This window comes from Brevundimonas sp., assembly GCF_035626975.1.
GTDB lineage: Bacteria > Pseudomonadota > Alphaproteobacteria > Caulobacterales > Caulobacteraceae > Brevundimonas.
Map to the genome: position 1 here is coordinate 1 of NZ_DASPMQ010000010.1, position 19,123 is coordinate 19,123.

Sequence of the window (19,123 nt, forward strand, 5' to 3'; positions counted from 1 at the left end):
TGAGTCCGGGCTGAAGGCCCAAGTAGTCGGGGATCGTGGTCGGTGACCGAGCGAAAGCAAGGGGACCCAGGGCAGACAGGCGGCGCCGCCGCGGTCGTCACGGAGGTCAAGCCGAAGGTTCAGAAGCCTTCGCTTTACCGCGTGCTGCTGCTCAACGACGACTACACCCCGATGGAGTTCGTGGTTTACGTGCTCGAACGGTTCTTCAACAAGAGCCGCGAGGACGCGACCCGCATCATGCTGCACGTGCACCAGCATGGCGTCGGAGTCTGCGGCGTCTTCACCTACGAAGTGGCTGAAACCAAGGTCGCCCAGGTGGTGGAGACGGCGCGCCGTCACCAGCATCCGTTGCAATGCACGATGGAAAAGGACTGAGAGGAACCTTCCAATGCCCTCATTTTCGCGTCCTCTCGAAGAGACCCTGCACCGCGCCGTCGCCTATGCGAACGAGCGCCGGCACGAGTACGCCACGCTTGAGCACCTGTTGCTCGCCCTGGTCGACGACCCGGACGCGGCCAATGTGATGACCGCCTGCAATGTCGACCTCGTCAGCCTGAAGACGGCGCTGACGCTGTACGTCGACACCGATCTGGCCGCTCTGGCGACCTCGGACGGCGAGGACGCCAAGCCGACGGCCGGCTTCCAGCGCGTGATCCAACGCGCGGTCATCCACGTCCAGAGTTCGGGCCGCGAGGAGGTCACCGGCGCGAACGTGCTGGTCGCCATCTTCTCGGAGCGCGAGAGCCACGCCGCCTACTTCCTGCAGGAGCAGGACATGACCCGCTACGACGCGGTCAACTACATCGCCCACGGCATCGCCAAGAAGGCGGGCGTCGGCGAGACGCGCCCGGCCCGCGCCGGAGCCAGCCCGGAGGACGCCGAGGACGCGGCGGCCGCCAAGACCGGCGGCGAGGCGCTGGAAGCCTATTGCGTCGACCTCAACGAGAAGTCGCGCCAGGGCAAGATCGACCCGCTGATCGGCCGCCAGGCCGAGGTCGACCGCTCGATCCAGATCCTGTGCCGGCGGACCAAGAACAACCCGCTGCTGGTCGGCGATCCCGGCGTCGGCAAGACCGCCATCGCCGAGGGCCTGGCGCGCAAGATCGTCAACCATGAGGTGCCGGACGTGCTCGAGGGCGCGACCATCTACAGCCTCGACATGGGCGCGCTGCTGGCCGGCACCCGCTACCGCGGCGACTTCGAGGAGCGGCTGAAGCAGGTCGTCAAGGAACTGGAGACGCACGACAACGCCATCCTGTTCATCGACGAGATCCACACCGTGATCGGCGCCGGGGCGACCTCGGGCGGGGCCATGGACGCCTCCAACCTGCTGAAGCCGGCGCTGGCGTCCGGGACACTGCGCTGCATGGGCTCGACGACCTACAAGGAGTATCGCCAGCATTTCGAGAAGGACCGGGCCCTGGCGCGCCGCTTCCAGAAGATCGACGTCAACGAACCCACGATCGACGACACGATCAAGATCCTGAAGGGGCTGAAGACCACCTACGAGGGTCACCACAAGCTGCGCTACACCGACGCGGCCATCCGCACGGCGGTCGAGCTGTCGGCGCGGTACATGACCGACCGGAAACTGCCGGACAAGGCCATCGACGTGATCGACGAGGCGGGGGCGTCGCAGATGCTGCTGCCGGAATCGAAGCGCAAGAAGGTCATCGGGCAGAAGGAGGTCGAGGCCGTCATCGCCCGCATGGCCCGCATCCCGCCGAAGTCTGTGTCCAAGTCCGACACCGAGGGCCTGCGCGAGCTGGAACGCGACCTGAACCGGGTGGTGTTCGGCCAGTCGTCGGCGATCGAACAGGTGTCGGCGGCGATGAAGCTGGCCCGGGCCGGCCTGCGCGATCCGCAGAAGCCGATCGGCGCCTTCCTGTTCAGCGGCCCGACTGGCGTCGGCAAGACCGAGGTCGCCAAGCAACTGGCCTCGACGCTGGGCATCGAGATGCTGCGCTTCGACATGTCGGAATACATGGAGCGGCACACCGTCTCGCGGCTGATCGGCGCGCCTCCGGGCTATGTCGGCCACGACCAGGGCGGCCTGCTGACCGACGCCGTCGACCAGCACCCGCACGCCGTGGTGCTGCTGGACGAGATCGAGAAGGCCCACCCGGACGTCTACAACATCCTGCTGCAGGTGATGGACAACGGGCAGCTGACCGACGCCATCGGCAAGAAGGTCGACTTCCGCAACGTGGTCCTGATCATGACCACCAACGCGGGCGCGGCCGACAACGCCCGGGCGGCGATCGGCTTCGGCCGGGGCAAGGTCGAGGGCGAGGACGAGAAGGCCATCCAGCGCCTGTTCGCGCCGGAGTTCCGCAACCGCCTCGACGCCATCGTGGCGTTCAAGGCGCTGGACGCCGATACGATCCGGTCGGTGGTGACCAAGTTCATCCTGCAGCTGGAGGTCCAGCTGGCGGACCGCAACATCACCATCGAGCTGACCGACGAGGCCAACGACTGGCTGGCCAAGAACGGCTTCGACGAACTGTATGGCGCGCGGCCGCTGGCCCGGGTCATCCAGGAACACATCAAGAAGCCGCTGGCCGACGACATCCTGTTCGGCCGGCTGACCCGCGGCGGGCACGTGAAGGTCGAGCTCAAGGACGGCAAGATCGCCTTCGACATCACCGGGCCCAGCGCCGCCCAGACGAAGGCCATCGAGGCGCAGGCGGCGGACTGATCCGCCCCGGCCACAGAGAGGAACGGGGCCCCGGCGGAGACGCCGGGGCCTTTTTCACGGTAGGCTCGGGCATCAGCCGGAGGAGGAAGACGCGGCGATGAAAATCCTTTTGCAGACCACCATCACGCCGACGGCCGACGACTGGCATATCGGCCGCTTCGCGCGTCTGGCGTCCCATCTGGCGGCGCTGCCCGGGGTCGAGGTGGTCGCCCGCGACCGCGCCGTTCCGGGCGGTGAAACGGACCCGGTGCTCGCGGGACTGCCGGGCAGTGACTTCGACCAGCTCTGGCTGTTCGCCGTCGATGCCGGCGACGGGCTGAACGGCGAGGAATGCGCCGCGATCGCCGCCTTCCGGGATCGCGGCGGCGGCCTGATGATCACCCGCGACCACATGGATCTCGGCGCGTCGGTGTGCACCCTGGGCGGGGTGGGCGACGCCCACTATTTCCACTCGAGCAGCCAGGACCCGGATCCCGAGCGCAACCGGCGCGACGACGTCGAGACGGGCTATATCGACTTTCCCAACTACCATTCCGGCGCCAACGGCGACTGGCAGACGATCCGGCCGGTCGGCGAGGTCCATCCGCTGCTGCGCGATACCGACGGGAAGGTGCTGGAGCGCCTTCCGGCCCATCCGCACGAAGGCGGCGTCGGAGCGCCCGCCAGCCAGCCGGACGCCCGGGTCATCGCCGTCGGGACCAGCAAGGTCACCGGCCGGCCGTTCAACATCGCCGTGGCCTTCGAGGGCGGGAACGGAAAGGGACGGGGGGTCGCCCAGAGCACCTTCCATCATTTCGCCGACTACAACTGGGACCCGCGCGACGGTTGTCCGTCCTTCGTCGATGAGCCGCCCGGAGATGCGATGGTGCGCGATCCGGAAGCCTTGCGGCAGACGCAGCGGTATATGACGAACCTGGCGGGCTGGCTGTCGGGAGGCTGAAATGGGCGATGCAGGACTGACGGAGCGGCAGAAGAAGTGGTTCGCCACGGTCGAGGCCAATTTCGAGAAGCAGACGGGCCGGCCGGTGGCGGTCTGGGTCGACATCCTGAAGGGGTGCCCGGAGACCCGGCCCAGGGCGCAGGCGGCGTGGCTCAAGGCGACGCACGGGATCGGGGCCAACCACGCCGCCCACATTCTCAGCGCCGCCCGGCCGGCGGACGCCATGGGCTGGGATGACGCCGAGGGTCTGCGCGCCGCCTTGTGGGCCGAGCCGCGCTCGCTGGCGATCCTCGAGGCGCTGGAGCGGGCCGCCGCCGGGGTCGAGGGCGTCATCTCGGGGCAGCGGAAGGGCTACACCTCGTTCTCGCGCGCCGTCCAGTTCGCGGCGGCCCGGCCGTTGAAGGGCGGGAAGGCTCTGTTGGGCCTGAAACTCGAGGCGGCGGCGTCGCCGAGGTTGGCCGGGGCCGTCCGCAGGGAGAGCTGGTCCGAGCGGCTGACCTCGGTGGTGGAACTGGACGGGCCGGGCGCGGTCGATGCGGAGATCGCCCGGCTGTTCGCCCTGGCCGCGGACAACGGCTAGCGGCGGCGGCGTCCGCCGAGGCCGCCGAGCAGGATGGCCAGGCCGGCGACGATGCCGGTGGTCAGCAGCGGCTTGCGGCGGGCGAAGTCGAGGCCGGTGCGGGCGTGGCCCTGGACACTGGTCGGGGCCTTCTCGACCAGGCCGTCGAGGCCGTCGATGACCCGGCCGTAGGCGTCGAGCGCCTTGCCCTTGACCTCGTTCACCTTGCCTTCGAGCTGCAGCCTGCGGTCGCCGGTCATGCGGCCGAGGCCGTTCTGGATCTGGCCTTCGGTCTGGGTCGCGGCGCCTTCGATGCGTTGGTCGGTCATGGCGGGCTCCTTCTATGCGGGGGGGGGAGGGTTGCGGGGTTAGCGCATGGCCGGGGCGGCGGTTCCGGGCCTGCGACAGCGGCGCGCGGATAATTATGTCCGGGTGATATTGACGGACGAGTTTCGTCCGGGTAAATCCAGCTCGTTCCGGCCGGATCAGACGAAAAACAGGGTCTGAACAGTCTGAACAGTCTGAACCCGCAACCCGAACCACGATGCGCCCTCCCTCCGCCGGAACTGTCCGGGCCGGGAGTATGGACGCGCCCTGCGTCAAACGCGGACGCATGCGCCGCCGCCGAGGAGATTTTGTCATGTCCGTCCCCGCCGACCGGCCCGTCGTCGCCTTCACAGGCCAGCGCCTGATCGCCCGCGGGCCGGTCGGCGAGACGCTGGACGCGATCCACGCCGCCGTCGGGGCGGGAGAGGGTGCGCTGGTGTTCGATCTGCAAACCGGCCGGGTGGTCGATCTCGACCTGCGCGGCGACCTGGCGGACGCGCGGGCGCGGCTGGCGACGGCCGTCTCGGAGGCGGAGCCTGAGAAGCGCGGGCCGGGGCGGCCGAAGCTGGGGGTCGTCGCCCGCGAGGTGACCCTGCTGCCGCGCCACTGGGACTGGCTGGCGGCGCAGCCGGGCGGGGCGTCGGTGGCGCTGAGGAAACTGGTCGAGGGCGCGCTGAAGGCGGGCGAGGGGCCGGACCGGGCGCGGCGGGCCAGGGAGGCGGCCTACCGGTTCATGACCGCGATGGCGGGGGATCTGCCGCGCTATGAGGAGGCGACGCGGATGCTGTTCGCGGGCGACTGGACGGCGTTCGACGCGGCGGTGGAGGGCTGGCCGGAGGGGGTGCGGGACGTGGCGCGAGAGATGGCGGCGGGGGCGTGGCGGAATGGGGCGGGGTTCCGTGATAAGCTCGGGCCGCTGGCGCGTCCGTTTGCCACGCATAACGTTATGCGTTATAAGGGCGCGTTAAATGATCCGCAGCTTCCGTGATCGCGAGACGGAGAAGGTCTGGGCCGGCGAGCGATCCCGCCGGTTGCCCGGAGACATTCAGGACGTGGCGTTGCGCAAACTGCGTCAGTTGAACCGAAGTGTGGTGCTCGAGGACCTGCGCGTCCCGCCGGGTAACGGCCTGGAGGCACTGACCAAGGATCGTAAGGGTCAGCACTCGATCCGGATCAACAGGCAGTGGCGGATCTGCTTCCGGTGGACCGAAGGAGGATGCGAGGATGTCGAAATCTGCGACTACCACTGACCGCTTCGCCAGCATCGGCCGTCCCGATGACTGGCTGAAGAACCCGACCCCGGGTGACATCCTGATGGAGGATTTTCTCAAGCCTCTGGGCATGAGCCAGACCGCCCTGGCCAATGCCATCGGCGTCCCGCCGCGCCGGATCAACGAGATCGTTCTGGGCAAGCGTGCGGTGACCGCCGACACGGATTTACGCCTGACGCGTTACTGGGGGCTCAGCGCCGGGTTCTTTCTCGGACTGCAGATCGACCACGACCTGCTGGAGCAGCGACGGAAGATGGGGCCGGCGCTGGAGATGATCACGCCGAGGGCGGCTTAGGTTGGGGCTATTCTCCCGCCGACGTCTTCAAATGATGGTCTCGGATCTGAGCGACCATCCCCTAGCTTGGCGAGCCCGTATCTGCCGCCACATCGATAGCGGAAAGGTCGCAACATCGTTCAGCTATCAAGCTGAACTGGCGATGTGTTGGGCGACTTCGAGAGTCGCTACCATCAGACCTTTGGGAACCGTCGAGTTTGACGACTATCCGCCAGATATCGTGTCCGATGATCTCTTCCCGGGCTGGCTCAGTGTGATTGAGGTGGCCATGGTTTCAAAAGGCGACCCGATGGTGCCTGGACGGTACCCGCTGACCTTGCGCAAGGGGCCCTGGCGCATCGGACGCAGCCCGGTTGGTAACAAGATCGACGAGAAAGATAGGAATCAGCTTTCGAAGGTACCGGACCAAGCTATCCGAATTCTTGCTTTGGTGGATGGCGGTAGCCGCGAAACTGAAGAGCCCAACGGGCTGACCCCGCAATGGAACGCGGCCTCACCGCGAGAGGTGCTCTCCCAAGCGGCCCAATATGCAAAGCACATCGACCTAATCGCGGTCATCTACCGACGGCCAGTTTACGGATACGTATTCGCTTCCGGTTCACCCGCCGGATATGATTGGGCAGCTGAAATCTACAACTTGACGGGAAAGGTCGATCCGCAGCCGCTTAATGCTGTGATCGCATTGCTGCCGCCAATTAAGGCGGCGCCAGTACGCCTTCGACATCTGGCGGATCAAGAACCGTTTTTGGCTGGTGCCCTCAACGGGTCGGTCTGCACAGGCTATCGCTGGTCGAGAGAAACGGGGACTTCCGTAATGGTGTCATCACGAACGCTTCAAAAGTTCCTGTGCCAGGAAGCACCTCTCGACTACTTCGAACAGGAAGCGATGAAACACCTCTCGGACCTCTTCAGGGAACAGACTGCAAGCGGTCGGGTGGTGAAAGGCGTCAGCTTGGAGTCCGGCGCTCCTGACGATGATGATGATCTCGTAGTCTTTGAGTTCGGTCGCGATGCTTCGACTGAACAGCTAAAACCGACCAAGCCCTAACCTACCTTCACCCGCGTAGCGGCCTCCGGCAAGTCCTCCCCGAACGCCCGCTGGTAGAACTCCGCGATCGTCGGCCGCTCCAGCTCGTCGCACTTGTTGAGGAAGGTCAGCCGGAAGGCCAGGCCCACGTCGCCCGCGAAGATGATGGCGTTCTGGGCCCAGGTGATCACCGTGCGGGGGCTCATCACCGTCGAGATGTCGCCGTTCATGAAGGCGTTGCGGGTCATGTCGGCGACGCGGACCATGGCGGCGATGCGGCGTTTGCCCTCGGCGTCGGACCACTCCGGCACCTTGGCGGCGACGATCTCGGCCTCGACGTCGTGGTCGAGGTAGTTGAGCGTGGTGACGATGTTCCAGCGGTCCATCTGGCCCTGATTGATCTGCTGGGTGCCGTGGTAGAGGCCCGAGGTGTCGCCCAGGCCGATGGTGTTGGTGGTGGCGAACAGGCGGAAGAATTTGTTCGGCCGGATGACCCGGTTCTGGTCGAGCAGGGTCAGGCGGCCCTGGGCCTCGAGCACGCGCTGGATGACGAACATCACGTCGGGGCGGCCGGCGTCGTATTCGTCGAAGACGAGGGCGATGGGGCGCTGGATGGCCCAGGGCAGCATGCCCTCGCGAAACTCGGTGACCTGTTTGCCGTCCTTGAGGACGATGGCGTCCTTGCCGACCAGATCGATGCGGCTGACGTGGGCGTCGAGGTTGACGCGCACCATCGGCCAGTTGAGGCGGGCGGCGACCTGCTCGATGTGGGTCGACTTGCCGGTGCCGTGATAGCCCTGGACCATGACGCGGCGGTCGAAGCTGAAGCCGGCGCAGATGGCCAGGGTCGTCTGCGGGTCGAAGCGGTAGGCGTCGTCGATGTCCGGCACATGGCTGTCGCGCTCGGTGAACAGCGGCACGGTCATGTCCGAATCGATGCCGAAGACCTCGCGCACGGTGGCGTGGCGATGCGGTTCCAGCGTCAGCAGGGGATCGGGGGTGGCGTCGAGCGGGGAGGTCATGGGCATCCCTTAGAATTCCAGCGAGGCGGGGTCCAGCGGACGCGGCGGGCCAGGTGAAATAACGGTGCTTTACAGTCGCGTTCGATGTGCGTAATAACTGACCAGTCAGTTAGAGAGAGGCATGATGCTGCCCGCAGGCGAACCGAAATTCCGTCGCCGACCCGCCGACCGCCCGGCCGAGATTCTCGCCGCCGCGCTGGAGGTGTTCGCCGAGCGCGGCTTCCAGGCGGCGCGGCTGGAGGAGGTGGCGAAGCGGGCCGGCGTGTCGAAGGGCGCGCTGTATCTGTATTTCGAGACCAAGGCCGATCTGTTCCGCGCCGTGGTGACCGACGCCATCTCTCCCAACCTGGAGCGTGTGAAGGCGATGGCCTCGGCGACCGTGCCGTTCGAGCAGGCGGCGCGGATGGGCGTCGGCATGCTGGCCCGCACCGTGATCCTGGACCGGCGCATCACGGGCGTGGTCAAGCTGGTGATCGCCGAGAGCCGCAACCATCCCGAACTGGCCACCATCTGGCACGACACCGTGGTCCAGCCCGGCCTGCAGCTGATGACCGGCCTGATCGCGGCGGGGCAGGCGCGGGGCGAGATCCGGTCCGGCGATCCGCGCCTGTTCGCGATGGGCCTGATGGGGCCGATGGTGCTGTCGATGGTGTGGCGCGAGACGTTCGAGCCGATCGGGGCCCAGCCGCTGGATGTCGCCAAATTGGCCGACCAGCATGTGGACACGGTGCTGAGGGGGATGAAGCCATGACGCGTCTTCGGCCGGTGCTGGCGATCGGGGCGATCGCGATCCTCGCCCTTCTGGTCTGGCTGCTGTTCCTGCGCGGGAGCGAGGCGCGGACCCTGACGGGCTATATCGAGGGCGAGCGGGTCTATCTGGCGGCGCCGGTCTCGGGCTCGGTGGCCGCCCTGTATGTGCGCGAGGGCCAGCGGGTGGCGGCGGGCGGCCGCACCTTCCTGATCGACCCGCGGGTGCAGCGGGCCCAGGCCGAGAGCGCGGCGGCGGCGGTCGGCGCGGCCGAGGCGCGGGCCGAGGATCTGAGGAAGGGCCAGCGGGCCGAGGAGCTGTCGGTGTTCGACGCCGAACTGCTGGCGGCGCAGGCCACCCAGCGCGAGGCGGAGGCGGAGTACGGGCGGATCGAGCCGCTGGTGCGGCGCGGCATCTATGCGCCGGCGCGGCTGGACCAGGTGCGGGCGGCGCGCGACGCCGCGCGGGCCCAGACGGCGGCGGTGCGGCGGCGGCGCGAGGTGGCGACCCTGGGCGCGCGGCAGGACGCCATTTCGCAGGCCCGGCAGCAGGCGGCGCAGGCGATGGGCGGGCTGAGCGAGGCCAATGCCCGGCTGGGCCAGCTGTCGCCCACGGCGCCGGCGTCGGCGCGGGTCGAGGAGGTGTTCTACGCGCCCGGCGAATGGGCCCCGGCCAATACGCCGGTGCTGGCCCTGCTGCCGGACAACGAGGTCAAGCTGGTGTTCTTCGTGCCCGAGGCGGAGATGGCGCGCTACCGGCCGGGGCGGACGGTGCGGTTCGCCTGCGACGGCTGCGCGGCGGCGGGCAGCGCGCGGATCACCTGGGTCAGCCCGCGGCCGGAGTTCACGCCGCCGATCCTCTACAGCAAGGGCAGCCGCGACCGGCTGGTCTACCGGGTCGAGGCCCTGCCGGCCAATGCGGCGACGCTGAACCCCGGCCTGCCGGTGGATGTGACGCCGCTGGGAGCGGGGCAGTGAGCCGCCGACCGACTCCCCTTCCCCTCGAGGGGGAAGGGGTTGGGGGTAGGGGTGGAGGCAGGCTGTCAAATGATGGGGCACGGGAGGCGGTGTCGAGTGGCCGCCGGAGCCCATCCGAGCCCTCCGACGAACATCCTGCCTCCACCCCCTCCCAACCCTCCCCCCTCGAGGGGGAGGGCTCAGAAAAAGTCATCGACGTGCGGGGGCTGAACAAGTCGTTCGGGGCGCTGCATGCGGTGAAGGATTTCGGCATCACGGTCGAGCGGGGCCGCATCTGCGGCTTCCTCGGCCCCAACGGCGCGGGCAAGACCACAACGCTGCGGATGCTGTGCGGCCTGCTGACGCCGGACAGCGGCGAGGGCACGGTGCTGGGCTACGATGTCATGCGCCAGTCGCGCCTGATCAAACAGCGCGTCGGCTACATGACGCAGAAGTTCTCGCTCTACGAAGACCTGTCGATCGAGCAGAACCTGACCTTCACGGCGCGGGTGCACGAGCTGGACCGGCGCAAGGAGCGGGTGCAGGCGGCGCTGGACCGGCTGGGGCTGACCGAACGGCGGGCGCAGCTGGCGGGCAACCTGTCGGGCGGATGGAAGCAGCGGCTGGCGCTGGCGGCGGCGACCCTGCACGGGCCGGACCTGCTGCTGCTGGACGAGCCGACGGCGGGGGTCGATCCGGAGGCGCGGCGCACCTTCTGGGACGAGATCCACGCCCTGGCCGCCGGGGGCATGACGGTACTGGTCTCGACCCACTACATGGACGAAGCCGAGCGCTGTCACGAGATCGCCTATATCGCCGGCGGCCGGACGCTGGCGCGCGGCACGGCCGACGAGGTGATCGCGGCCTCGGGGCTGGTGACCTTCCATGCGGAAGGCCAATACCAGGGCATGGGAGCCGACCGGCTGGCGCGCGAGCTGCGCGACCGGCCCGGCGTCGAGATGGCGGCGCCGTTCGGGACCGTGCTGCACGTGTCGGGCCGCGACCGGCCGGCGCTGGAGGCGGCCATCGCGCCGTTCCGCAAGGCGCCGCTGCACTGGACCGAGACGCGGCCGACGCTGGAGGACGTGTTCATCCAGCTGATCCACGACATCGAGGCGGAAAAGAAGAGGGCGGCCTGATGCTCTCTTTCACCCGCACCTGGGCCGTGATGGCCAAGGAGTTCACCCAGCTCACGCGCGACCGGCTGACCTATGCGATGATCCTGCTGCTGCCGATCATCCAGCTGCTGCTGTTCGGCTACGCCATCAACGACGACCCGCGGAACCTGCCGACGGCGGTGCTGGTGCAGGACAACGGCGGCTTCTCGCGCTCGATCCTGACCGCGATGAACAACAGCGGCTATTTCGACATCGTCCTGCAGGCGCGCAGCCAGGGCGAACTGGACCGGGCGCTGGAGCGCGGCGATGTGCAGTTCGCGGTGATCATTCCAGCCGACTTCACACGGCGGGTGGTGCGGGGCGACGCGGCGCAGATCCTGGTCGAGGCGGACGCCACCGATCCGTCGGCCACCAGCGGCGCGGTGGCGGCGCTGGCCAGCCTGCCGACGCAGGCGCTGACGCGGGACCTGACCGGGCCGCTGGCGGCGCGGGCGCCGGGCGCCCCGCCGTTCGAGGTGGTCGTGCACCGGCGCTACAACCCCGAAGCCATCACCGCCTACAACATCGTGCCGGGCCTGCTGGGCGTGATCCTGTCGATGACGCTGGTGATGATGACCTCGCTGGGCATGGCGCGGGAGCGCGAGCGGGGGACGATGGAGAGCCTGTTGTCGACGCCGGTGCGGCCGCTCGAGGTCATGGTCGGCAAGCTGACGCCCTATGTGCTGGTCGGGCTGATCCAGGCGACGGTGATCCTGGTGATGGCGCGGCTGCTGTTCGACGTGCCGATGAGCGGCGGCTGGATCGCGCTGATCACCGGCCTGATGCTGTTCATCATCGGCTCGCTGTCGCTGGGCTTCCTGATCTCGACGGTGGCCAAGACGCAGTTGCAGGCGATGCAGATGAGCTTCTTCTACATGCTGCCGTCGATCCTGCTGTCCGGTTTCATGTTCCCGTTCCGGGGCATGCCGGAGTGGGCCCAGGCGATCGGCACGGCGATCCCCGTCACCCATTTCCTGCGGGTGGTGCGGGGATCGCTGCTCAAGGGCGTCGGGCTGGAGAACGCCGGGCCGAGCCTGTTCGCGCTTGGGCTGTTCGTGCTGGTGGTCGGGGCGCTGGCGATGCTGCGGTACCGGACGACGCTGGATTGATCCTTTAGCCGCTCACCCCGGCGAATGCCGGGGCCCAGATCGCAGACTCGACGCCTGGACCAGGAGGCGCTGGCCCTTTTTCATAGGCCGGCGACATTCCATCTGGGTCCCGGCATTCGCCGGGATGAACGGATCGAGGGGTCAAACCGCCGTCAGCTTCACATCGACGTTGCCGCGCGTCGCGTTGGAATAGGGGCAGACCTGGTGGGCCTTCTGGATCAGGTCGTCGATGACGGCCTGGTCGAGCCCGTGGTCGCTGACGGTGAGCTCGACGTCGAGATTGAAGCCCTCGCCGCGGGTGTTCTTGCCGAAGCCGATGCCGGCCGCGACCTTGGTGTTCGGGCCGACCGGGGTCCCGGCCTTGCCGCTGACCAGCCGCAGGGCGCCGAGGTAGCAGGCGGCGTAACCGGTGGCGAACAGCTGTTCCGGGTTGGTCCCGTCGCCGCCCTTGCCGCCCATTTCGGTCGGGACGGAGAGGCGGACGTCGATCTTGCCGTCGTCGGTGGCGGAACGGCCTTCGTCACGGCCGCCGCCCGAGGCGGTGGCGTGGGCGCGGTAGAGGACTTCCATGGCGGGGCTCCTTGATGGGGAGCCATAGCTAGGCGTTCCTGGCGCCGACGCTAGGCCAGGCCGGCCTTCTTCAGCGTCTTGTAGGCCTTGATGACGTTCTGCAGCTTGGCCTCGGCCCCCCGGTCGCCCTTGTTGAGGTCCGGATGGAAGCGTTTCAGCATCTCGTGATAGCGGGCCTTGATCGCCTTCTTCTCGGTGCGCGCGTCGAGGCCGAGGTCGGCCAGCGCCGCCCGTTCCAGCTTGCCGATGCGCAGGTCGTCCTGGCCGTCGGGGCCGGCCTGTTCCTTCATGCGGCGTCCGAACAGGCCGAAGCTGTCGCGCCAGCTGCCGGCGCCGGTGGTGTTCGACGTGCCGAGCTTGGACGCGAAGGCGGCGGCCTCGCGGGTGAATTTGCCGGCCTTCATCTCCCAGGTCGGGCGGCCGCCGGTCATCGCCTCGTTCTCCTGGGCGGCGCGGACCTCGCCCTCGGTCATGCCGGCGTAGAAATTCCAGCCCTTGTTGTACTCGCCGGCGTGGCGCTGGCAGAAATCGTAGAAGTCGTTCAGCCGCTCGCGCGACTTGGGCGCGCGCGCCGTCGCGGCCTGACGGCAGTCGGGCCACTGGCAGGGTTTTTCGCCCGGCTTGAGGTGCAGGACGTCGGCCTCCGCCGCCTCTTCCTCGGGGCGGGGCGGCTTGACCCGCATGTCCTTGAAGCGCGGCTTGTATTGAAAGGCGGATGACATCGCACGAAGTGTAGGGGCGAATTGGTCACCAACAAGGACAAGCGCATGCCGGAAGGCCCGATCGCGACGATTATTCGCGGAAAACTGACGGCGGGGCTGTCGCCTGTCCGCCTGGAGGTCGAGGACGACAGCGGACGGCACGCCGGCCACCATCACGAAGGCGGGGTCGACGGCCGGGCCGGAGGCGAAAGCCATTTCAATGTCACCGTGGTGTCGGCCGCTTTCGAAGGGCTTGGGCGGGTTCAACGCCAGCGGGCGGTGAACGATCTGCTGCGCGAGGAACTGGCCGGGCCGGTGCACGCCCTGTCGATCCGCGCCCTGACGCCGGACGAGGCCGGCGCGGCCTGACCCCGCGGTTCAGCGAACGGTTGTCACTGAAACGTCAGCGTTCACCTCGTCTTAGAGACTTGCCCATAGCGTTCCCTCCGGAATGTTTGGAAGCTGGGGCGCGCAATGGTCGAATCCGACGGGATCAGCAAGCCGGCGAACGGCGAACCGGGTTCCGGCGAAGCGGCCCAGGCCCTGCGCGCAATCCTGCAGACCCACTATCTGCGCTACCTGATCATCACCAGCTGGGCCGTGGGCCTGCTTGCGGTTGTCGGCCCCTTCGCCGCCACGCTGTGGTTCTTCGGCACGATCGCCGCCGGCGCCCTGCGCGGCTCGGTCGAAAAGCGGATCAGCCAGCGGGTCGGCGCGGGCTGGGGCCTGATCTTCCCCGCCGTCGCCACCGCCACCACCGCCGCCTGGGCCACCGCGCCGCTGATGGCGTGGTTCTCGGGCCATCCCTTCGGCCAGCCGCTGGCCATGACCCTGCTGGTCTCGGGCTATGTGCTGGTGTTCGCCCAGCTGCGCAGCTCGCCCAAACAGGCGGTGGTGATTTCGTCGCCCTACACGGTCGCCGCGGCGATCGTCGCCGGATCGCTATGGGGCACGGACCTGTTCTGGGCCTTCATGGGCGTGGTGCCGTTCACGGCCGCGGGCCTCGTGGTGCTGGTCCTCATGACCATGCTGCGCGAGGAACGGATCCGGGCCTTCCAGGAGCATCAGGCCCATCTGATCGAGGAGCTGGAGTCCGCCCGCGACCGCGCCAATGCGGCCAGCGAGGCCAAGTCCAGCTTCCTTGGCGTCATCTCGCATGAACTGAGGACGCCCATGAACGGCGTCCTCGGCGCGGCCCAGCTGCTGAGCGCGACCCGGCTGGAGCCGGCCCAGCGGGAATATCTGTCGATCATCCGCAATTCGGGCGACAATCTGCTGAGCCTGCTCAACGACATCCTCGACATGACCAAGATCGAGGCCGGCAAGATGACCTTCGAGATGGTCGACGTCTCGATCGACGATCTGCACAAGCGCGTCACCGGACCATTCCAGGCCCAGGCTGAGGCCAAGGGCCTGTCCTTCTCCACCCAGTTCGAGGGCGACGCGCCCGCCGTGGTCCGCGGAGATCCGCTTCGTGTCTGTCAGGTGATTCACAACCTGCTGTCGAACGCCGTCAAATTCACCGACGCCGGGGAGGTGGCCTATACGGTCCGGTCCGAGCGGATCGCAGACGACCGGGTCCGCTTCGATTTCTCCGTCAAGGATTCCGGGGCCGGCATCTCGCCCGAGGATCTGGCGCGGCTGTTCCAGCCGTTCACCCAGGTCGACGCCTCCTCGACGCGCCGCTTCGGCGGCACCGGCCTGGGGCTGACCATCTCGCGGCGCATGGCCAACATCATGGGCGGCGACATCTCGGTGGTGTCCACGGTCGGCGAAGGCTCGATCTTCACCTTCAGCGTCGAGGCCGAGGTGGTGGAGTGGACGCGCGAGGCGGCCGCCGCGCCGATCGCCGCCGAGATCGAGGACGGCCGCTCGCTGAAGGTGCTGGTGGTCGAGGACCATCCGGTGAACCGGATGATCCTGGAAGCCTGGATGAACTCCGCCGGCCATGCGTCATCGACGGCGGAGAACGGGCTGATCGCTCAGGAGATGGCGGCCGACCAGCGGTTCGACCTGATCATCATGGACGTGAACATGCCGGTCATGGACGGCCTGACCGCCACGCGCGGCATCCGCGCCGGCGGCGGCGTCAACGCGGAGACCCCGATCGTCGTCCTGTCCGCCTCGGCGCGGACCGAGGACCATGAGGCCGGGCTCGAGGCCGGGGCCGACGCCTATCTGAACAAGCCGATCGATTTCGCCGCCCTCGCCATGGTGATGAACCGGGTCGGCGGCGGCCGGTCAGGCCTACGCTCGCTGGTCGAGGCTGAGGACGAAGCCGAGGCCGCCTGAGGGCGGCCAATAGCGTTCGAAAGGCGACGGTGGAGTGAACGGCGGGTGAGCACGGCCGTTCAGACCCGGCTCAACGGGCCGAAGCCAGAGTGCGGGCAAGTCGAAATCTTTCGGCCGCATCTGGAGACGCTCCATGAACAGGTTTCTCACCGCCGCCCTCGCCGCCACGCTCGCCGTGACCTCTCTGGGCGTGGCCTCCGCGGCCGAGGCGCAATCGCGCGGCCATTACGAACAGCGCCATGATCGCCGCGACGACGACCGTCGCGATGATCGCCGTGACGACCGCCGCGCGGAACGTCGCGATGACCGCAACGACCGTCGCGAATGGCGCCAGGACAACCGTGACGACCGGCGCGAGGCCCGTCAGGAACGCCGCGCCTACGCCCGCTGGCAGCAGTCGCAACGTCGCTACAACGCCGGCCGTTACTACGCCCCGCGCGGCTATGCGGTGCGTGAATGGGCGTATGGTCAGCGGATGCCGTCCTACTACCGCTCGAACCAGTATGTGGTGAACGATTACAACCGCTACGGCCTGCGCCAGCCGGACTACGGCCATCAGTATGTGCGCAGCGGCGACGACGTCGTCATGACCTCGATCGCGACCGGTCTGGTCGTCGCCGTCATCGCCGGGCTGTTCAACTAGGCGGCCTGACGCGCTTCGCGCTACGAGACTTCGCCCCGGAGGGAGACTTCCGGGGCGTTTTCGCGTTTGAAGGCCAGATGCGCGCCTTCGCCGAACTGCTTGACCGCCTGTCGCTGACGGCCTCGCGCAATGCGAAGCTGGTGCTGCTCAGGGATTATCTGAGGAGCACGCCGGATCCGGACCGGGGCTGGGCCCTGGCCTCGCTGACCGGCGATCTGACCTTCGACGCCGCCAAACCCGCGATGATCCGCAAGGCCGTCGAGGCGCGGATCGATCCGGTGTTGTTCGGCTGGTCCTATGACTACGTCGGCGATCTGGCCGAGACGGTCGCGCTGATCTGGCCCCGCGATCCGGAGTATCGCCCCAACCGGGAGCCGGAACTGGGGGAGGTCGTCGAGGCGCTGCGGACAGCCGGCCGCGGAGACCTCGCCGGTCTGCTGGAAGGCTGGCTCGACGCGCTGGAGCCCAAGGGACGCTGGGCGTTGCTGAAGCTGATGACCGGCGGCCTGCGGGTCGGCCTGTCCGCCCGGCTGGCCAAGACCGCCGCCGCCATGGTGCGGCCGCAGGCGATCCGCGAACCGCCCGATCCGGACGGCCGGGAGGCGGCCGTCGCGCTCGATCCCGTCGACGTCCCGGAGATCGAGGAGGTCTGGCACGCCCTGTCGCCGCCCTACGCCGATCTGTTCGCCTGGCTGGAGGGCCATGGCGCGCGGCCGGACGCGAACGCGCCAGGACGGTTCAGGCCGGTGATGCTGGCCGTGGCCATCGACGAGGCGGTGGATTTCGCGCGGCTGGACCCTGCCGACTATGCGGCCGAATGGAAATGGGACGGCATCCGGGTGCAGGCGGTGCGCGAGGGCGGGACGGCGCGGCTGTATTCGCGCACGGGCGACGAGATATCCGGCGCCTTCAGCGACGTCATGGCGGGGCTGGCGTTCGAGGGGGCGGTGGACGGGGAACTGGTCGTCTGGCGTGATGGCGGGGTGGCGCCGTTCGGCGACCTGCAGCAGCGGCTGAACCGCAAGACGGTCGATGCGAAGATGACGGCGGCCTTTCCGGCGGCCATCGTCGCCTATGATCTGTTGGCCGGGAACGGCGAGGATCTGCGGCCACTGCCGCTGCGGGACCGGCGGGCGCGGCTGGAAGCGCTGGTCGCCGGCGGCGGCGGGGACCGGCTGCACCTGTCGCCGATCGTGCCCTATGCGACCTGGGACGAGCTGGCCGTGCTGCGCGCCGATCCGCCGGTCGGGGCGGCGGCCGAGGGGCTGATGCTGAAGCGTTGGGACAGCCCCTATGTCGCCGGCCGTCCCAAGGGACCGTGGTTCAAGTGGAAGCGCGATCCCCACGTCATCGACGCCGTGCTGATGTACGCCCAGCGCGGGCACGGCAAACGTTCCAGTTTCTACTCGGACTACACCTTCGGCGTCTGGACGGACGAGGGGGCGCTGACCCCCGTCGGCAAGGCCTATTTCGGCTTCACCGACGAGGAGTTGAAACAGCTCGACAAGTTCGTGCGCGACCACACGGTGGAGCGCTTCGGGCCGGTGCGCTCGGTGCGGGCCGGGCGCGACTTCGGCCTGGTGCTGGAAATCGCCTTCGAGGGGCTGAACCGGTCGACGCGGCACAAGTCGGGCGTGGCCATGCGGTTTCCGCGCATCAGCCGAATCCGCTGGGACAAGCCCGCGCGCGAGGCCAATACGCTTGACGATGTGATGGACCTGCTGGACGCGCTGGAAAGCGGCGGTGGAAGGGTCGGCGCCGCGCGGTCGTGAAGAATCCGGCTTCGCGGGCTTCCAAATCGGGGCGAGGACGTTAGACCCGGCCCATGGTTTCGCTTCCGACCTCGCTGAACGACGCCGTGGCCGCGGGCCAGCAGGCGATGACCCTGGACGCCGCCGTGCTGGCCAAGCTGACCGACATGGCGGGCGATTTCGCGATCAACCTGTCGATCGCGCTGATCATCCTCGTTGCGACGGTCATCGGCGCCAAATGGGCCTCGCGCATAACCCGCCGGGCGCTGTCGCGGGTGCGCGGCTTTCGACACGACCAGACGGTGGTCAGCTTCGTCGTGCAGGTGGTGCGGGTGGTGGTCTACATCATCGGCTTCATCGCCGTGCTGCAGCGGCTGGGCGTCCAGACCACCTCGATCATCGCGGTGCTGGGCGCGGCCTCGCTGGCGGTCGGCCTGGCTCTGCAGGGGACGCTCTCGAACGTCGCGGCCGGCGTCCTGCTGCTGGTGCTGCGCCCCTACAAGGTCGGGGACGTGATCGAGGTCGGCGGGGCCTCGGGTTCCGTGCAGCGGCTGGACCTGTTCACCACCCAGCTGTCGAACGCCAACAACCACAAGATCGTCGTGCCGAACGCGAAGGTCCTGGGCGAGGTGATCGTCAACCTGACCGGCCAGAAGACCCGGCGCATCGAGCTGCTGTTCAACGTCGGCTACTCCGCCAATTTGAAGCAGGCCCGGGCGGTGCTCGCCGGCGTGGCCGAGGCGCACGATAAGGTCCTGCCGGATCCGGAGCCCTGGGCCGGGGTGACCAATCTGCTCGACAGCGGAGTCGAGGTGACCCTGCAGGCCTGGGTGGAGGTCGACGACTGGTGGCAGGTGAAGGCAGACCTGGTCGAGGGAGTGAAGGAGGGACTGGACGCCGCCGGCATTGAAATACCCTTCCCGCATCAGGTCGCCGTCCCCTATGAACCGCCGGCGCCGGGGTCCGACCCGGTCCGGACGCAGAAACCCGAACCCGAACCCCAGCCGCCCGCGCCGGCTCCGCGCCGACGCCGGCTGGGCCGAAAGGCCTGATCTCC

General features: G+C 68.3%; 21 protein-coding genes. 17 read left to right on the forward strand and 4 right to left on the reverse strand.

Annotation, left to right across the window (positions count from 1 at the left end; all coding sequences use genetic code 11):
- Window positions 1-42 precede the first annotated feature (42 nt).
- The 4 genes from clpS (at window position 43) to VEB62_RS02940 (ending at window position 4,218) form a co-directional block, all read left to right on the forward strand.
- Window positions 43-375, forward strand: a complete 333-nt coding sequence (gene clpS / locus VEB62_RS02925) for an ATP-dependent Clp protease adapter ClpS (RefSeq protein ID WP_324795206.1) — start codon at window positions 43-45, stop codon at window positions 373-375.
- A gap of 13 nt (window positions 376-388) precedes the next feature.
- Window positions 389-2,698: an ATP-dependent Clp protease ATP-binding subunit ClpA gene (gene clpA / locus VEB62_RS02930; protein WP_324795208.1), complete on the forward strand. Its 2,310-nt coding sequence runs from the start codon at window positions 389-391 to the stop codon at window positions 2,696-2,698.
- A gap of 97 nt (window positions 2,699-2,795) precedes the next feature.
- Entirely contained in the window at window positions 2,796-3,638 is an 843-nt protein-coding gene (locus VEB62_RS02935) for a hypothetical protein (protein WP_324795210.1), read from the forward strand.
- Between the two features lies 1 nt (window position 3,639).
- On the forward strand, window positions 3,640-4,218 hold the full coding sequence (locus tag VEB62_RS02940) for a DUF4287 domain-containing protein (protein ID WP_324795212.1): 579 nt from the start codon (window positions 3,640-3,642) through the stop codon (window positions 4,216-4,218).
- Here VEB62_RS02940 and VEB62_RS02945 read toward each other — a convergent pair.
- Window positions 4,215-4,526 carry a CsbD family protein gene (locus VEB62_RS02945; protein ID WP_324795213.1) on the reverse strand — a complete coding sequence of 104 codons (312 nt, stop codon included), beginning with the start codon at window positions 4,524-4,526 and terminating at the stop codon, window positions 4,215-4,217. The two genes, VEB62_RS02940 and VEB62_RS02945, sit on opposite strands and share 4 nt — an antisense overlap.
- A 311-nt stretch (window positions 4,527-4,837) precedes the next feature.
- On the opposite strand from VEB62_RS02945, the gene VEB62_RS02950 reads away from it, so the two are divergent.
- The 4 genes from VEB62_RS02950 to VEB62_RS02965 are packed head-to-tail and all read left to right on the forward strand — an operon-like array spanning window position 4,838 to window position 7,138.
- Entirely contained in the window at window positions 4,838-5,512 is a 675-nt protein-coding gene (locus tag VEB62_RS02950) for a DUF2239 family protein (protein ID WP_324795215.1), read from the forward strand.
- On the forward strand, window positions 5,493-5,774 hold the full coding sequence (locus VEB62_RS02955; RefSeq protein ID WP_324795216.1) for a type II toxin-antitoxin system RelE/ParE family toxin: 282 nt from the start codon (window positions 5,493-5,495) through the stop codon (window positions 5,772-5,774). The genes VEB62_RS02950 and VEB62_RS02955 overlap by 20 nt, the downstream gene beginning before the upstream one ends.
- The gene (locus tag VEB62_RS02960; protein WP_324795217.1) at window positions 5,749-6,090 is read left to right on the forward strand and encodes a HigA family addiction module antitoxin; all 342 of its coding nucleotides are present in this window, start codon (window positions 5,749-5,751) and stop codon (window positions 6,088-6,090) included. Before VEB62_RS02955 ends, VEB62_RS02960 begins: the two co-directional genes overlap by 26 nt.
- 31 nt (window positions 6,091-6,121) lie before the next feature.
- Window positions 6,122-7,138 (forward strand): hypothetical protein, encoded by a 1,017-nt coding sequence (locus VEB62_RS02965; protein WP_324795218.1) that lies wholly within the window; start codon window positions 6,122-6,124, stop codon window positions 7,136-7,138.
- On the opposite strand, the gene cobS is transcribed toward VEB62_RS02965, so the two are convergent.
- Complete coding sequence (gene cobS / locus VEB62_RS02970) at window positions 7,135-8,145, reverse strand: cobaltochelatase subunit CobS (RefSeq protein WP_324795220.1); 1,011 nt, start codon at window positions 8,143-8,145, stop codon at window positions 7,135-7,137. The two genes, VEB62_RS02965 and cobS, sit on opposite strands and share 4 nt — an antisense overlap.
- Window positions 8,146-8,260: 115 nt before the next feature.
- On the opposite strand from cobS, the gene VEB62_RS02975 reads away from it, so the two are divergent.
- From VEB62_RS02975 to VEB62_RS02990, 4 genes are all read left to right on the forward strand, one after another.
- Window positions 8,261-8,890, forward strand: coding sequence for a TetR/AcrR family transcriptional regulator (locus VEB62_RS02975; RefSeq protein WP_324795222.1), 630 nt, complete (start codon window positions 8,261-8,263; stop codon window positions 8,888-8,890).
- Complete coding sequence (locus VEB62_RS02980; protein ID WP_324795223.1) at window positions 8,887-9,864, forward strand: HlyD family secretion protein; 978 nt, start codon at window positions 8,887-8,889, stop codon at window positions 9,862-9,864. The genes VEB62_RS02975 and VEB62_RS02980 overlap by 4 nt, the downstream gene beginning before the upstream one ends.
- A 197-nt stretch (window positions 9,865-10,061) precedes the next feature.
- Window positions 10,062-10,982 (forward strand): ABC transporter ATP-binding protein, encoded by a 921-nt coding sequence (locus tag VEB62_RS02985; protein ID WP_324795224.1) that lies wholly within the window; start codon window positions 10,062-10,064, stop codon window positions 10,980-10,982.
- Entirely contained in the window at window positions 10,982-12,109 is a 1,128-nt protein-coding gene (locus tag VEB62_RS02990; RefSeq protein WP_324795225.1) for an ABC transporter permease, read from the forward strand. The genes VEB62_RS02985 and VEB62_RS02990 overlap by 1 nt, the downstream gene beginning before the upstream one ends.
- A 141-nt stretch (window positions 12,110-12,250) precedes the next feature.
- Here the strand turns inward: VEB62_RS02990 and VEB62_RS02995 are convergent, their stop codons facing one another.
- Both VEB62_RS02995 and VEB62_RS03000 read right to left on the reverse strand, forming a co-directional pair.
- A complete protein-coding gene (locus VEB62_RS02995) occupies window positions 12,251-12,679 on the reverse strand; it encodes an organic hydroperoxide resistance protein (protein ID WP_324795226.1) in 429 nt (142 codons plus the stop codon).
- A 50-nt stretch (window positions 12,680-12,729) separates the two neighbouring features.
- Window positions 12,730-13,401 carry a J domain-containing protein gene (locus VEB62_RS03000; RefSeq protein WP_324795228.1) on the reverse strand — a complete coding sequence of 224 codons (672 nt, stop codon included), beginning with the start codon at window positions 13,399-13,401 and terminating at the stop codon, window positions 12,730-12,732.
- A gap of 45 nt (window positions 13,402-13,446) precedes the next feature.
- Here VEB62_RS03000 and VEB62_RS03005 point away from each other — a divergent pair, with 45 nt between their 5' ends.
- From VEB62_RS03005 to VEB62_RS03025, 5 genes are all read left to right on the forward strand, one after another.
- Window positions 13,447-13,749 carry a BolA family protein gene (locus VEB62_RS03005; protein ID WP_324795229.1) on the forward strand — a complete coding sequence of 101 codons (303 nt, stop codon included), beginning with the start codon at window positions 13,447-13,449 and terminating at the stop codon, window positions 13,747-13,749.
- Window positions 13,750-13,854: 105 nt separating this feature from the next.
- Window positions 13,855-15,672, forward strand: a complete 1,818-nt coding sequence (locus VEB62_RS03010; protein ID WP_324795230.1) for an ATP-binding protein — start codon at window positions 13,855-13,857, stop codon at window positions 15,670-15,672.
- Window positions 15,673-15,805: 133 nt separating this feature from the next.
- A complete protein-coding gene (locus VEB62_RS03015; protein WP_324795231.1) occupies window positions 15,806-16,315 on the forward strand; it encodes an RcnB family protein in 510 nt (169 codons plus the stop codon).
- A 77-nt stretch (window positions 16,316-16,392) separates the two neighbouring features.
- The gene (locus VEB62_RS03020) at window positions 16,393-18,087 is read left to right on the forward strand and encodes a cisplatin damage response ATP-dependent DNA ligase (protein ID WP_324795232.1); all 1,695 of its coding nucleotides are present in this window, start codon (window positions 16,393-16,395) and stop codon (window positions 18,085-18,087) included.
- 53 nt (window positions 18,088-18,140) lie between these two features.
- Window positions 18,141-19,118, forward strand: a complete 978-nt coding sequence (locus tag VEB62_RS03025; RefSeq protein ID WP_324795234.1) for a mechanosensitive ion channel family protein — start codon at window positions 18,141-18,143, stop codon at window positions 19,116-19,118.
- Window positions 19,119-19,123 lie beyond the last annotated feature (5 nt).

Bases quoted from the DNA above. Each gene is read 5' to 3' on its own strand.
- VEB62_RS02935 (WP_324795210.1), top strand. From the start codon at position 2,796: ATGAAAATCCTTTTGCAGACCACCATCACGCCGACGGCCGACGACTGG.
- VEB62_RS02980 (WP_324795223.1), top strand. From the start codon at position 8,887: ATGACGCGTCTTCGGCCGGTGCTGGCGATCGGGGCGATCGCGATCCTC.
- VEB62_RS03020 (WP_324795232.1), top strand. From the start codon at position 16,393: ATGCGCGCCTTCGCCGAACTGCTTGACCGCCTGTCGCTGACGGCCTCG.
- VEB62_RS03010 (WP_324795230.1), top strand. From the start codon at position 13,855: ATGGTCGAATCCGACGGGATCAGCAAGCCGGCGAACGGCGAACCGGGT.
- VEB62_RS02995 (WP_324795226.1), bottom strand. From the start codon at position 12,679: ATGGAAGTCCTCTACCGCGCCCACGCCACCGCCTCGGGCGGCGGCCGT.
- VEB62_RS02975 (WP_324795222.1), top strand. From the start codon at position 8,261: ATGATGCTGCCCGCAGGCGAACCGAAATTCCGTCGCCGACCCGCCGAC.
- VEB62_RS02960 (WP_324795217.1), top strand. From the start codon at position 5,749: ATGTCGAAATCTGCGACTACCACTGACCGCTTCGCCAGCATCGGCCGT.
- VEB62_RS02945 (WP_324795213.1), bottom strand. From the start codon at position 4,526: ATGACCGACCAACGCATCGAAGGCGCCGCGACCCAGACCGAAGGCCAG.
- VEB62_RS02965 (WP_324795218.1), top strand. From the start codon at position 6,122: ATGATGGTCTCGGATCTGAGCGACCATCCCCTAGCTTGGCGAGCCCGT.
- clpA (WP_324795208.1), top strand. From the start codon at position 389: ATGCCCTCATTTTCGCGTCCTCTCGAAGAGACCCTGCACCGCGCCGTC.
- cobS (WP_324795220.1), bottom strand. From the start codon at position 8,145: ATGCCCATGACCTCCCCGCTCGACGCCACCCCCGATCCCCTGCTGACG.
- VEB62_RS03015 (WP_324795231.1), top strand. From the start codon at position 15,806: ATGAACAGGTTTCTCACCGCCGCCCTCGCCGCCACGCTCGCCGTGACC.
- VEB62_RS02950 (WP_324795215.1), top strand. From the start codon at position 4,838: ATGTCCGTCCCCGCCGACCGGCCCGTCGTCGCCTTCACAGGCCAGCGC.
- VEB62_RS02990 (WP_324795225.1), top strand. From the start codon at position 10,982: ATGCTCTCTTTCACCCGCACCTGGGCCGTGATGGCCAAGGAGTTCACC.
- VEB62_RS03005 (WP_324795229.1), top strand. From the start codon at position 13,447: ATGCCGGAAGGCCCGATCGCGACGATTATTCGCGGAAAACTGACGGCG.
- VEB62_RS03025 (WP_324795234.1), top strand. From the start codon at position 18,141: ATGGTTTCGCTTCCGACCTCGCTGAACGACGCCGTGGCCGCGGGCCAG.
- VEB62_RS02955 (WP_324795216.1), top strand. From the start codon at position 5,493: ATGATCCGCAGCTTCCGTGATCGCGAGACGGAGAAGGTCTGGGCCGGC.
- VEB62_RS03000 (WP_324795228.1), bottom strand. From the start codon at position 13,401: ATGTCATCCGCCTTTCAATACAAGCCGCGCTTCAAGGACATGCGGGTC.
- VEB62_RS02940 (WP_324795212.1), top strand. From the start codon at position 3,640: ATGGGCGATGCAGGACTGACGGAGCGGCAGAAGAAGTGGTTCGCCACG.